At 60.8% G+C, this 12,273-nt stretch carries 13 protein-coding genes; 7 read left to right on the forward strand and 6 right to left on the reverse strand.

What is annotated here, in order from left to right:
* Positions 1 to 133: 133 nt before the first annotated feature.
* The 3 genes from HX821_RS06195 to HX821_RS06205 are packed head-to-tail and all read left to right on the forward strand — an operon-like array spanning position 134 to position 3,588.
* Positions 134 to 1,264, forward strand: a complete 1,131-nt coding sequence (locus HX821_RS06195) for a Gfo/Idh/MocA family protein (RefSeq protein WP_177035557.1) — start codon at positions 134 to 136, stop codon at positions 1,262 to 1,264.
* A 14-nt stretch (positions 1,265 to 1,278) separates the two neighbouring features.
* Entirely contained in the window at positions 1,279 to 2,331 is a 1,053-nt protein-coding gene (locus HX821_RS06200; protein ID WP_177035558.1) for a sugar phosphate isomerase/epimerase, read from the forward strand.
* Between the two features lie 42 nt (positions 2,332 to 2,373).
* The gene (locus HX821_RS06205; protein ID WP_177008620.1) at positions 2,374 to 3,588 is read left to right on the forward strand and encodes a nucleoside permease; all 1,215 of its coding nucleotides are present in this window, start codon (positions 2,374 to 2,376) and stop codon (positions 3,586 to 3,588) included.
* A 166-nt stretch (positions 3,589 to 3,754) separates the two neighbouring features.
* On the opposite strand, the gene lspA is transcribed toward HX821_RS06205, so the two are convergent.
* Complete coding sequence (gene lspA / locus HX821_RS06210) at positions 3,755 to 4,258, reverse strand: signal peptidase II (RefSeq protein ID WP_256344162.1); 504 nt, start codon at positions 4,256 to 4,258, stop codon at positions 3,755 to 3,757.
* Positions 4,259 to 4,422: 164 nt separating this feature from the next.
* Between lspA and glsB the strand changes: the two genes are divergently transcribed.
* Together glsB and HX821_RS06220 are read left to right on the forward strand one after the other, a co-directional pair.
* A complete protein-coding gene (gene glsB / locus HX821_RS06215; protein ID WP_003211397.1) occupies positions 4,423 to 5,331 on the forward strand; it encodes a glutaminase B in 909 nt (302 codons plus the stop codon).
* Between the two features lie 201 nt (positions 5,332 to 5,532).
* Positions 5,533 to 6,093 (forward strand): hypothetical protein, encoded by a 561-nt coding sequence (locus tag HX821_RS06220; RefSeq protein ID WP_177035425.1) that lies wholly within the window; start codon positions 5,533 to 5,535, stop codon positions 6,091 to 6,093.
* Between the two features lie 60 nt (positions 6,094 to 6,153).
* Here HX821_RS06220 and HX821_RS06225 read toward each other — a convergent pair whose 3' ends face one another.
* Positions 6,154 to 6,501, reverse strand: coding sequence for a DUF6124 family protein (locus HX821_RS06225; protein WP_177035426.1), 348 nt, complete (start codon positions 6,499 to 6,501; stop codon positions 6,154 to 6,156).
* Between the two features lie 562 nt (positions 6,502 to 7,063).
* Here HX821_RS06225 and HX821_RS06230 point away from each other — a divergent pair.
* Complete coding sequence (locus HX821_RS06230; protein WP_177035427.1) at positions 7,064 to 7,750, forward strand: M24 family metallopeptidase; 687 nt, start codon at positions 7,064 to 7,066, stop codon at positions 7,748 to 7,750.
* A gap of 62 nt (positions 7,751 to 7,812) precedes the next feature.
* Here the strand turns inward: HX821_RS06230 and HX821_RS06235 are convergent, their stop codons facing one another.
* From HX821_RS06235 to HX821_RS06250, 4 genes are read right to left on the reverse strand one after another with little or no spacing between them, the layout of a single operon-like run.
* Complete coding sequence (locus tag HX821_RS06235; RefSeq protein WP_177035428.1) at positions 7,813 to 9,078, reverse strand: FAD-binding oxidoreductase; 1,266 nt, start codon at positions 9,076 to 9,078, stop codon at positions 7,813 to 7,815.
* Entirely contained in the window at positions 9,075 to 9,827 is a 753-nt protein-coding gene (locus HX821_RS06240; protein WP_008435413.1) for an amino acid ABC transporter ATP-binding protein, read from the reverse strand. The genes HX821_RS06235 and HX821_RS06240 overlap by 4 nt, the downstream gene beginning before the upstream one ends.
* Entirely contained in the window at positions 9,824 to 10,492 is a 669-nt protein-coding gene (gene ehuD, locus HX821_RS06245; protein WP_003211406.1) for an ectoine/hydroxyectoine ABC transporter permease subunit EhuD, read from the reverse strand. Before ehuD ends, HX821_RS06240 begins: the two co-directional genes overlap by 4 nt.
* Positions 10,489 to 11,271, reverse strand: a complete 783-nt coding sequence (locus HX821_RS06250; RefSeq protein WP_177035429.1) for an ABC transporter substrate-binding protein — start codon at positions 11,269 to 11,271, stop codon at positions 10,489 to 10,491. Before HX821_RS06250 ends, ehuD begins: the two co-directional genes overlap by 4 nt.
* 215 nt (positions 11,272 to 11,486) lie before the next feature.
* Here HX821_RS06250 and HX821_RS06255 point away from each other — a divergent pair, with 215 nt between their 5' ends.
* Complete coding sequence (locus tag HX821_RS06255; protein WP_008435411.1) at positions 11,487 to 12,266, forward strand: IclR family transcriptional regulator; 780 nt, start codon at positions 11,487 to 11,489, stop codon at positions 12,264 to 12,266.
* Positions 12,267 to 12,273 lie beyond the last annotated feature (7 nt).

Consider the following 12,273-nt stretch of genomic DNA (forward strand, 5'->3'; position numbering starts at 1 on the left):
TTACCGCAGTCGGGGTTTGACACCGCGAGCAACCAGGCCTAAATTTCCGGCACGATGTAACCGGTTACATCATGATCGGTAATTGCCCATAAAGAGAAGACTTGCGATGACGGTTGCTGTGCAAAAAATAAGAATGGGCTTTGTTGGCGGCAGCGAAGGCGCCTTCATCGGCCAGGCTCACCGCCAGGCGGCGGGGCTGGATGGGTGTTATGAACTGGTGTGCGGTGCCTTCAGCCGTGAGCCCGAGAACAACCGGAGCACCGGCAATGCGCTGGGCCTGCCCGCGTCCCGCTGTTACAGCGAATGGCAGCAGATGCTCGCCGCTGAACAGGCGCTCCCGGCCGAGCAGCGCATGCAGCTGCTGGTGATCGTCACCCCCAATCATCTGCATGCACCGATTGCGACCCAGGCGCTGCAGGCGGGCTTCCACGTGTTCAGCGAGAAGCCGGCCGCGCTCAATCTTGCTGAAGTGCAGGCGCTGGCAGACGTTGTCAAAAACAGTTCCGGGCTTTATGGGCTGGCACACACCTACCTGGGTTACCCGATGGTGTGGCAGGCCCGCGACATGGTGCGCAATGGCGTGATCGGCGCGTTGCGCAAAGTGATCGTCGAGTACCCACAAGGCTGGCTCAGCCAGGACGTGGCCGGGCAGGGCAACAAACAGGCGGACTGGCGCAGCCGGCCCGAGCTGTCGGGACTGGGCGGCTGCATCGGCGACATCGGCACCCACGCTTTTTCCCTGGCCGAGTTCATCGCCGACCAACCGATCGAACAGCTTTGCGCGAGCCTGGGCATCCATGTACCCGGCCGGCAACTGGATGACGATGCCGCCATGCTGTTCAAGATGGCCTCCGGCGCGAGCGGCGTGCTGATCGCCAGCCAAGTGTGTGCCGGTGAAGAGAACCCGCTGAAGATCCGCCTCTATGGCGACAAGGGCGGCCTGGAATGGCGCCAGGAAGAACCCGCCAGTCTGATCCATCGTTCCCTCGACCAACCGCTGCGCATCCTGCGTTCCGGCGTCGGCCAGCCCTGGCTGTGCGACGCGGCATTGCAGCGCATGCGCCTGCCCGCCGGGCATCCCGAGGGTTACCTGGAAGCCATGGCCAACCTCTACCGCGACTTCGCCAAGGCCATTCGCCAGGGCACCGAGGCCGAAGGTGTACCCGGCATCGAAGTCGGCGTGCGCGGCATGGCCTTTATCGAAGCGGTGATCGCCAACCATCGCGGCGAGGCGAAGTGGACCACCCTGGCGAACCACCCATGAAGGAGACTACAGACATGCGCGGCCCAGGCATTTTTCTCGCCCAGTTCATCTCGGACGAAGCGCCTTTCGACACCCTGGCCAACATCGCCCAATGGGCGGCGTCCCAGGGCTACAAGGCGATCCAGTTGCCCACACTCGGCACCCACTACATTGATCTGGCCCGCGCTGCAGAAAGCCAGGCCTACTGCGATGAACTCAAGGCGACCTGCGCCCATGCCGGCGTCGAAATCAGCGAGCTATCGACCCACCTGCAGGGCCAACTTGTGGCCGTGCACCCGGCATTCGACACGCTGTTCGACGACTTCGCCCCGGCCCATCTGCGCGGCCAGCCCCAGGCACGGACCGAGTGGGCCATCGACCAATTGAAACTCGCCGCCCGCGCCAGCCAGCGCCTTGGCTTGACGGCCCACGCGACCTTCTCCGGCGCGCTGCTCTGGCCGTACATCTACCCCTGGCCACAACGCCCCAGCGGCCTGGTGGAGCAAGGCTTTGCCGAGTTGGCCAAGCGCTGGCTGCCGATTCTCGATTGCTTCGAGGCGGCCGGCGTCGACCTGTGCTACGAAATCCACCCCGGCGAAGACCTTCACGACGGCGCCTCTTTCGAGCGCTTCCTCGAAGCCGTCGACCACCATCCCCGGGCCAACATTCTCTACGACCCCAGCCACCTGCTGCTGCAGCAAATGGATTACCTGGGCTTCATCGACCGCTACCACGCGCGCATCCGCATGTTCCACGTCAAGGACGCCGAGTTTCGCCCCGACGCGCGCTCCGGCGTGTATGGCGGCTACCAAGGATGGGTCGACCGCCCTGGCCGTTTTCGCTCATTGGGCGATGGCCAGATCGACTTCAAATCGATCTTCAGCAAGCTCACCCAATACGACTTCCACGGCTGGGCCGTGCTGGAGTGGGAGTGCTGCCTGAAGGACGCGCAACAAGGCGCGGCAGAAGGGGCGGAGTTCATCCGCCAGCACATGATCCGCAAGACCAGCAAGGCATTCGATGACTTCGCCGGCGTGACATCCGACGAGCAATCCAACCGACGGCTGCTGGGCCTGCCCGACGCCTGAACAGCGCTTCTGACTCAAAATAACAATAAAACGGTGACCACAATGAAAGCGCGACTGAGCGTCATGATGTTCCTGCAATTCTTCATCTGGGGCGGCTGGTTCGTCACCCTCGGCACCTTCCTCGCCAGCAACCTGGGGGCCAGCGGCGGGCAGATCGGCATGGCGTTTTCCACCCAGTCGTGGGGGGCGATCATCGCCCCGTTTATCATCGGCCTGATCGCCGACCGCTACTTCAACGCCGAGCGCATCCTGGCGGTGCTGCACCTGATCGGCGCGGTGCTGCTGTACCAGCTGTACCGCGCGCCGGACTTCGTCGGCTTTTATCCCTACGTGCTGGCATACATGGTCATCTACATGCCGACCCTGGCACTGGTGAACTCGGTGGCCTTCCGGCAAATGAGCGACCCGGCCCAGGAGTTTTCGCGCATCCGTGTGTGGGGCACCCTGGGCTGGATTGTTGCGGGGCTGGTGATCAGCTTTGTGTTCGCCTGGGATTCGCAGCAGTCGATCACCACAGGCGCGTTGCGCAACACCTTCCTGATGTCTGCCATCGCGTCAGTGGTGCTGGGTTTCTACAGCTTCACCTTGCCGCGTACCGCGCCCTTGAAAGCCGAGGCGGGCAAGGGTGATATCAAGCAACTGCTCGGGCTGGATGCGCTGGGGTTGCTCAAGGATCGCAGCTACCTGGTGTTCTTCATCGCCTCGATCCTGATCTGCATTCCCCTGGCGTTCTACTACCAGAACGCCAACCCGTTTCTCGCGGAAATCGGCGTGACCAACCCCACGGCAAAAATGGCCATTGGGCAAGTGTCCGAGGTGCTGTTCATGCTGCTATTGCCGCTGTTCATCCAGCGTTTTGGCATCAAGGTCGCCCTGTTGGTGGGCATGCTGGCGTGGGCGCTGCGCTATGCACTGTTCGCCTATGGGAATAACGGCGAGCTGGCCTTCATGCTGTTTACCGGGATTGCGCTGCATGGCATCTGCTATGACTTCTTCTTTGTCTCGGGGCAGATCTACACCGACGCGAAAGCGCCGGAGCGCTTCAGGAGTTCGGCGCAGGGGCTGATTACCCTGGCTACGTACGGTGTGGGCATGTTGATTGGGTTCTGGGTGGCGGGGCAGGTGACCGACCACTATGTGGCGGCGGGTGGCAGCCATGACTGGCGCAGCATCTGGTTGTTTCCGGCGGGGTTTGCGCTGGTGATCTTTTTTTGTTTTTCGCTGGCGTTCAAGGGGCGGGAGCGGGTGGCGGGCTGACTGAGTACGATGTCAAGGCCAGCCAAAATCAAAGGTGGGAGCTGGCTTGCCTGCGATAGCATCGCCTCGGTGCAACTGATACATCGAGGTGTCTGCATCGCAGGCAAGCCAGCTCCCACACTGATTCTCTTTGCCTGTTTGAGCGTGTTGTTGGCTGGTGTGGAACTCAGGCTTTACCGGGGCTCTTGAACAGATCAAGCATCAGCAACAACGCACCCAGAGTGATCGCGATATCGGCGAGATTGAACACACCCGTATGCAGCGGGCCGACATTCACCACCAGATAATCGACGACATGGCCGTCGCGAAAGACCCGGTCAATCAGGTTCCCGGCGCCGCCCAGGGCAATCAGGAAAAGTGCTGCGGCCTTGCGCAGGGAGTGGTTCCAGTTCGTCCAGGCCCAATAACCCGCCCAGCACACCACCGCGGCCACGCCGACGATAAAGATCAGTTGCTTGACCTGGGTTGGCAGGCTAGCGCCCAAGCTGAGGAACGCACCCGGGTTCAAGCTCAGCTCCAAGGCCATGTTGACCGGGCTTGAACCGAACCGGAACGTTGTGGCTTGAAGCGAAAACAGCGCCAGCAGTTTGATCAACTGGTCCACGGCGATAAACGCAATGCCCATCAGCACCGCAAAGCTTCTTCCTCTCAAGGCGTCCTGCTTCTTCAACGTTTCACTCCTTCATGTTTTTCGCCTGAGCCGGCGGCGCCCCGAAGATATAGCACGGCCTGCACAGCGTCCATCTTTGCACCGGCAGCCTGCCTGGCTCCGGCGTTTCAGGTATCCTCCGCGCCCCGCTCAACAACTATTCCCATACCATGCCAGAACAAAACATGCAGGCCCTGTTGGAGTCGATCCTCGACGAAGTCCGTCCACTGATCGGCCTCGGCAAGGTCGCCGACTACATCCCCGCGCTCGCCGACGTGCCGGCCCAGCAACTGGGCATCGCCGTGTATGGCAATGACGGCTCGTCCTACTGCGCGGGCGATGCTCACACCTTGTTCTCCGTACAGAGCATCTCCAAGGTATTCAGCCTGGTGCAGGCCATCGACCATGGCGGCGAGAGCATCTGGGAACGCCTGGGCCACGAACCCTCGGGGCAGCCGTTCAACTCCATGGTGCAGCTGGAGTTCGAGCGCGGGCGGCCACGCAACCCGTTTATCAACGCCGGTGCGCTGGTGATCTGCGACATCAACCAATCGCGCTTTGCCGTGCCGATTTTGTCCATGCGTGATTTTGTGCGGCGGCTGTCGGGCAACCCGCAGATCCTGGTCAACAGCGTGGTGGCCGAATCCGAAGCCCAGCACGGTGCGCGTAATGCGGCCATGGCGTACCTGATGAAGTCCTTCGGCAACTTCCACAATGACGTGGATGCAGTGCTGCACAGCTACTTCAACTATTGCGCATTGCAGATGAGCTGCCTGGACCTGGCCAAGGCATTTTGCTTCCTGGCGAATGAGGGGGTGTGCACCCACAGCGGCGAGCAGATTCTGACGGCGCGCCAGACCAAGCAAGTGAACTCGATCATGGCCACCAGCGGGCTGTATGACGAGGCGGGGAATTTTGCGTATCGCGTTGGCTTGCCGGGCAAGAGCGGGGTAGGCGGCGGGATTCTCGCGGTGGTGCCGGGGCAGTTTACGGTGTGCGTGTGGTCGCCGGAGTTGAATGCGGCGGGCAATTCCCTGGCGGGGATGAAGGCGTTGGAGTTGTTGAGCGAGCGGATTGGGTGGTCGGTTTTTTAAATGCGAAAATGAACAAAAACGAACGCATGATTTTTTCACGTTATGGTAATAGACATTTATTGTTGATTTTAACTGAATCGGGGTATGATGGCTTATTGCCTTTATTTGGGCAAACCGCAAAATAACAATCCGCGTTGGGAGGTAGATACACATCCTCCCTATCTTTGATAATGGACTTTGTAGTCATAAGGAGAGTTGGCTTTGAAAAACTATTTAAAGTGTGCGTCGGTCTTTGGTTTGATTTTTCTTGGCGGTTGCGCCGCACAGCCAGTACCTATCGTCGCAGTATCAAGCTTTAAAGATTCAAACGGGATTTTTCCATCCGCTAACGTGACTCGGGAGTCACGGATCGCGACGGTGAAAGGCGCTGAGCCGGAAAATTTCAAGTCTTCTGTTGCAAGTGTTCGCGTTTGTAATAAAGAAAGAACAGAGTGTGAAATTGGAAAAGCGAAATTTGACAGTAATGTCACGGTTACTAGTCTCGGACAAAAAACTGCTATCGTAAATGTTGGTTTTGATTACGATATTGGTGATAAGCAAGTAGTCGGTACAGCTAACCCTCAAGGTACAAGTGGTCATAAGGCAGTTTGGACTCTTGATGGCGCGACACTGAATGGCCGAAAGGTTTTCTCAGAACGTGCGGAAATCGTCTATGGCACTTTCCATCATTTCAGTCTTCCCTATGGCGCTGAATTTGTTTTATGTGTTGCAAAACCGGGCCCTGAAACTCTCAACCTTAATCCATGGGAATGCTTGCCTTAAGGCAAAGAGTTACTGCTAACCGTGCCCATGCTCGCATGGGAACGGTTAGCGCCGTGAGTTTTATGTTGGTGCAGTTTCCGCGTGCCCGTCCAACACTTTATCCACTAGCATTTGTACCCCTTCCAGCATCCGGCAAATGCCCAGCGCCACGTTACGTTGGGTACCGTCTACTTCGAATGCCAGGTGAGCTGCGATGACATTGATCGACGCCAGGTCTTGCGATGCATTGGCCAGCAAGGTTTCTGTGTCCAGGTCCTTACGCACGGTAAACAATCCATCGAACGGTAGCTCGGTGGGTTCAGGCGGTTGGGGTTGGGCGTCAGGTTTCAGATAGTGGTGAATGGCGCGGTAAGCGGCTTCTTGAAGCCGGTCGGTATGCGGTGGGGGATTTGGGCTGTCTTTAATCATGGTGAAGCTCCTTTGTGAATGGAGCTGCCACGATTCGCGGTCAAACGATTAGGGTGGCAGCTATACGCGGGTTGACCGACCGGCCCAAAGAACAAAACCGGCATACCCGAAGGTATCCCGCGTACAGCTGCCGCGACACAATACATCAGGCGTAAAAAAAACGCCCAAGATCGGTTTTGGCGCAGTTGTTCTATGGTTGCGGACGGTCAAATCCGGTCGCTGAATTGGCAGCGACTGCGGGAGGTTAGTCAGCCCGGGTCCGACCGACAACCTGAAACAGTTGTCGGAAAAATCCGAGCATGTCTCCCTCAGTCAGAGACGGTCCATGTTGCCCAATCGTGTCGTCCAGGCCCCGCCAAGTCGGTGCTCCGGCTATTGATCGCTCCCACGCTCTGCGTGGGAGCGCAGCCCTGGACGCTCTGCGTCTGCCTTTGTGACGCGGAGCGTCACCGTAGGCATTCCCACGCGGAGCGTGGGAACGAGCTTAAAATCCGAGCACGTCTCGCTGTCGAGGAGAGTGCTGCTACCATCGACGCAATCCCTCATCAGTCAGAGACAATCCATGTTGCCTAATCGCGTGGTCCAGGCCGCCGCCAAGTCGGTGCTGCAGCAGCTCGTTACGCGGATCACGCCACAGTCCACCGAAGCCTCCATCGCCGAAATGGCGACGCAGATGCTCGCGGATTGCGGCTATCCGCAGACCTGGTATTACGACTGCCCGGCCTTTGTATTGCTGGGTTCGCGCAGTGCGCTTTCGGTGTCGGGACGCGACTATCGGCCCAGTGATGAAGCCGTTGGTTTACACAATCTGATCACGGTGGATTTGAGCCCGAGAGGAGGCAATGTGTGGGGCGACTGTGCCCGCTCTTTCTATGTGGAGGAGGGCGTGTGCCGGGCGGTGCCGGTGGGGGCCGAGTTCAGCAGGGGTTATGAAGTCGAGCACCTGCTACACGCGATGATGCGCACATTCGCCCGGCCTGAAACCACGTTCAACGATCTCCACGCGTTCGCCAATGACCTGATCGCATCCGAGGGTTTCGAGAACCTCGATTTCGCCGGCAACGTCGGCCACAGCATCTGCGAGCAGCGTGACCAAAGGCTCTACATCGAGGCGGGCAATCATCGGCGCCTGGAGGAGGTGACGTGCTTTACCTTCGAGCCGCATGCTCGCGAGCGAGGCGGTCGCTGGGGCTACAAGCATGAAAATATCTATTTCTTCAGTGATGAGGGAAAGGTCTGCGAGCTTTGACGAAGGCGCCGGTCTCCTGAGGACACGCGGCGCCTTCGGTTTTTTCGCGAGCAAGCTCGCTCCTACAGGGAGAGGCGATCCAGCAGGCTGTACCACGCCACGCCCGCGCCGATGTAGAAGCGTTGCAAGCCATGCAGTGGCAACCGCTGCAAAGGCGTTACCGGGTAAGCGAAGTCGGAGCGGCTGTCACACAGGCGTCCGGCCAGTTGCTGGCCGAGGCTGGTGCACAGGGCTATCCCGCGTCCGTTACAGCCCAATGCCAGGGTCAGGCCGGGTGCGGGCTCGTGGACGTGGGGCATAAAGTCCCGGGTGATCGCGATCCGGCCCGCCCAGCGGTACTCGAAGTCCAGCTTGCCCAGCTGGGGAAACAACAGTGCCAGCGAACGTTCCAGGTGCGCAAAATCTGCGGGCCCGGTGGGATCTTCGAACAACCCGCGCCCGCCCATCAGCAGGCGGCCATGGGCATCCTTGCGAAAGTAAAGCAACAGGCGCTGTGCGGTTGAGACGGTTTCCTGCCCCGGCAAAATGCTCTCGGCCGCAGGCCCGCTCAAGGGCCGGGTGGCGACGATAAAACTGTTGGCCGCCAGCACACTCTGGGCCATGCCGGGCCACAAGTCGCCGCTGTAGCCGTTGGTGGCCAGTACCACCTGGCCGGCCGACACCTGCGCGCCGCTCGCGGTCTGCAACTTCCAGCCCGCGCCCGCCTGTTGCATCGCGGTCACTGCGCTCTGCCCATGAATGCGCACGCCCGCCGCCTGGGCTGCACGCACCAGGCCCCGAGCATAGGCCAAGGGTTGGATGGCGCCCGCGCGACCGTCCAGCCAGCCACCGGCAAACGCCTGGCTGCCCATGCGGGCGGACACCGCGCCGGCATCCAGGCGCTGCACCGGCACCCCGCGACGCGCCCACTGTTCGGCCCGGGCGTGCAGGCCCGCCACGCCTTTTTCGGAATAGGAAACCTGCATCCAGCCCTTGCGTGTGGGCGCACAGTCAATGCCATGGCGCTCGATCAGGTTGAACACCAGGTCTGCCGAGTTGGACACGGTGTTGATCAGTGGCTCGGCGCGCTCGGCACCGTACATCTGCACCAGTTGATCCGGGTCGTATTTGAGTGTCGGGTTGACCTGCCCGCCATTGCGCCCCGACGCGCCCCAGCCGGGCTCGTTGGCCTCCAGCACGCACACGCTGACGCCGCGCTCCGCCAGGTGCAGCGCCGTGGACAAACCGGTATACCCGGCGCCGACGATGGCCACGTCCACCTTCAATGACTCAGCCAGCGCGGGTGTCGGCGGTGCAGCGGGCGCCGTCGCGGCCCAGAGTGACTTCATGACAGGCTCCGGGTATTGGCCGTCGGGTGCAGCACGCGGCGCAGGAAGTCCTGGGTGCGCGGTTGTTGCGGGTTGCCCAGCACCTGCTCGGCCGGCCCGCTCTCCACGATGTAGCCGCCGTGCAGGAAGCACACGCGGTCGGCCACTTCCCGGGCAAAGCCCATTTCGTGGGTCACCACGATCATGGTCATGCCTTCGTCCGCGAGGGTGCGCATCACCTCCAGCACATCGCCCACCAGTTCCGGGTCGAGGGCCGAAGTGGGTTCGTCGAACAGCATGGCGTCGGGTTTCATCGCCAGTGCGCGGGCGATGGCCACCCGCTGTTGCTGGCCGCCGGAGAGTTGTTCCGGGTAGGCATCGGCCTTGGCCGACAGGCCGACTTTATCCAGCAGCGCCAAGGCTTCTTCCCGGGCCTGTTGCAGCGGTTCGCCCTTGACGTACACCGGGCCTTCCATCACGTTTTCCAGCACGGTGCGATGGGGGAACAGGTTGAAGCGCTGGAACACCATGCCCATGCGGCTGCGCAGGGCGTGTACGGTCTTGCTGCCACGTTGCACGGTTTCGCCGAACACGTTGATGGTGCCGCCGTCGTAGGCTTCCAGGGCGTTGATGCAGCGCAGCAAGGTGGATTTGCCCGAGCCGGACGGGCCGATCAGGCACACCACTTCGCCCTTGGCCACGTCCAGGTCGACGCCGTGCAGCACGCGATGGGTGCCGTAGTGCTTTTGCAGTTGGCGAATCTCGATCATGCTTTTTTCCTCCGGCCCAGGTGCTGTTCCATGCGGCGCAGGCCATACACCAGCGGCAGGCTCATCAGCAGGTAGAGCAGGGCGACCAGGGTGTAGACGGTCATGTTCTGGAAGGTGGACGAGGCGATCAGTTGGCCCTGGCGCGTCATCTCGGCCACGGTGATGGTCGACACCAGCGATGAGTCCTTGAGCATCATCACCAGGGTGTTGCCGTAGGGCGGCAAGGCGATGCGAAACGCCTGGGGCAGGATTACCCGGCGCATCATCAGCACCGAGCGCATGCCCAGGGCTTCGGCGGCTTCACGCTGGCCCTGTTCGACGGCGATGATGCCGGTACGGAAGTTCTCCGCCTGGTACGCCGAGTAGGCGATGCCCATGCCGATCACACCCGCCTGGAATGCACTGAGGTGCACGCCCATGTCCGGCAACACGAAGTAGATGTAGAACAGCTGCACGATGATCGGCAGGCCGCGAATCACATTGATCACGGTGCTCGCCGCCCACGACAGCGCCTTGATCGGCGACAGTTTGAGCAGCGCCAGCACCAGGCCGATAGCGCTGCTGAGCAGGAACGACAGCACGGTGATCTGGATCGTCACCCAGGCGCCTTGCAGCAGGATCGGCAGGAAGTCCCGGGCATTTTGCAGGAATTCAGCCGGGTTCATGGCTGCACCCGGGCATCAAGCCCCCACTTCTTCAGGATCGCGTCCAGGGTGCCGTCGGCCTTGATGCTGGCGATGGCCTGGTTCAGGCGTGCGAGGGTTTCGCTGTCGCCTTTGCGCACCACCAGGCACACCTCGCCGACGTTGACCGGCTTGTAGTCGGCGGCGAGCTTCACGCCCTTGAACAGCTTCTGGCGGATCTGGTACGCCACCACCGGCTGGTCACCCACGGCGGCCTTGATGCGGCCCAGGCTCAGGTCGCGGACCATTTCGCCGATGGAGTCGTAGGTGCGGATTTCCTTGAAGATTCCCAGCTTGTTGAGCATGTCGTAGAAGATCGTGCCGGCTTGTACACCCACTACCTGGTCCTTCAAGGAGCTGAGGTCGGTATAGGTCGCGTTGTCGTCGGCACTCACGATCAGCCCTTCACCGTAGGCGTACACCGGCGCGCTGAAGTCCACCACCTGGGCACGCTCCGGGGTCTTGAGCATGCCGGCGGCGATGAAGTCGAGCTTGCCCGAGGTGAGGGACGGGATCAGCGCGGCAAAGTTGGTCTGCTCGATTTCGCTGGTGAAACCACCGGCCTTGCCCACTGCGTTGGCGACGTCGACCATCACGCCCTGGATGCTGTTGCTCTTGATGTCGAGGAAGGTGAACGGCGAACCGCTGGCCGTTGCACCGACTTTGTACGAGGCTGCACCGGCGGCGTGCACGGTGGCCACGCAAAAGGTGGCGCAAAGACCGAAGGCGAGGCGGCGAAACAAGGGCGAAAGACTGTTCATCGGGTTACTCCAGAAGGAAAACGGATCGTCAGTACCGCGAGCGGTTACCGAGCAAACCGCAAGCTCTGTGCCATTTCGATTAAATAAAATCGTTTTAAGCTATAGAAAATAGATAAAATGAACCATTTGTATCGGTATGCGATTTTTAGTGGTCGAATTTCGCGATTTCGTGTAGAAATATCGCCACGCTTGATCGACCTGACCGCGAGTTCGCCATGTCCGAAGAACGCAACAGCTTGCACAACCAATCCCTGGAAAAAGGCCTGTCGGTGCTCAAGGCATTCAGCGCCCAGCGCCGCAGCATGAGCCTTGCAGAGGTGGCCGAGGCCGCCGGCATGACCAAAAGCTCGGCCCAGCGCATGGTGTTTACCCTCGAGAGCCTGGGTTACCTTCGGAAACACTCGCGCACCCGTCATTACCAACTCACACCACGGGTGCTGGAGTTGGGCTTCAGTTATCTGGATGCGCATTCGCTGATTGAAGTGGCCAACCCGTTCCTCTCGGAATTGACCCGCCTGACGGGAGAAACCTCGTGCCTGACCGAGCCTGCGGGTTACGACATGACGTATATCGCGCGGTTTGTCAGCTCGGGCTTCGTGCCGGTACACATGCCGATTGGCTCGCGGGTGCCGATGTACTGCACGGCGTCGGGGCGCGCGTATCTGAGTGCGTTGCCGCAGGATGAGGCGCTGGCGTTGATCGAGCACAGCCAGCGGGTGGCGCACACCAGCCAGACGTTGACTGAGGTCGACAGGATCATGGAGTCGTTGCAGCAGGTGCGCGAGCAAGGCTATGCGGTGAATGGCCAGGAACTGTTCCTGGGGGACATGACCATCGGCGCGCCGGTGCTGGGGGCGAACGGTCGGCCGGTGGCAGCGGTGCATGTGGTGGCGCCGACCAGTCGCTGGAGCCGGGCGGATGCAGAGAAGCAGTTGGCGCCGGCGTTGTTGCAGTGCTCAAGGGCGTTGAGCAATTCGGCGCGTAACCTGGAGTAACCCGCTC

It is taken from the genome of Pseudomonas sp. B6001, assembly GCF_013386015.1.
GTDB lineage: Bacteria > Pseudomonadota > Gammaproteobacteria > Pseudomonadales > Pseudomonadaceae > Aquipseudomonas.

Excerpts from the sequence above, each read along its gene's own strand:
- ehuD (WP_003211406.1), bottom strand. The coding sequence starts at position 10,492 with ATGAACCCGGCTGAATTCCTGCAAAATGCCCGGGACTTCCTGCCGATC.
- HX821_RS06235 (WP_177035428.1), bottom strand. The coding sequence starts at position 9,078 with ATGAAGTCACTCTGGGCCGCGACGGCGCCCGCTGCACCGCCGACACCC.
- glsB (WP_003211397.1), top strand. The coding sequence starts at position 4,423 with ATGCAGGCCCTGTTGGAGTCGATCCTCGACGAAGTCCGTCCACTGATC.
- HX821_RS06230 (WP_177035427.1), top strand. The coding sequence starts at position 7,064 with ATGTTGCCTAATCGCGTGGTCCAGGCCGCCGCCAAGTCGGTGCTGCAG.
- HX821_RS06200 (WP_177035558.1), top strand. The coding sequence starts at position 1,279 with ATGCGCGGCCCAGGCATTTTTCTCGCCCAGTTCATCTCGGACGAAGCG.
- HX821_RS06255 (WP_008435411.1), top strand. The coding sequence starts at position 11,487 with ATGTCCGAAGAACGCAACAGCTTGCACAACCAATCCCTGGAAAAAGGC.
- HX821_RS06205 (WP_177008620.1), top strand. The coding sequence starts at position 2,374 with ATGAAAGCGCGACTGAGCGTCATGATGTTCCTGCAATTCTTCATCTGG.
- HX821_RS06195 (WP_177035557.1), top strand. The coding sequence starts at position 134 with ATGGGCTTTGTTGGCGGCAGCGAAGGCGCCTTCATCGGCCAGGCTCAC.
- HX821_RS06225 (WP_177035426.1), bottom strand. The coding sequence starts at position 6,501 with ATGATTAAAGACAGCCCAAATCCCCCACCGCATACCGACCGGCTTCAA.
- HX821_RS06240 (WP_008435413.1), bottom strand. The coding sequence starts at position 9,827 with ATGATCGAGATTCGCCAACTGCAAAAGCACTACGGCACCCATCGCGTG.
- HX821_RS06250 (WP_177035429.1), bottom strand. The coding sequence starts at position 11,271 with ATGAACAGTCTTTCGCCCTTGTTTCGCCGCCTCGCCTTCGGTCTTTGC.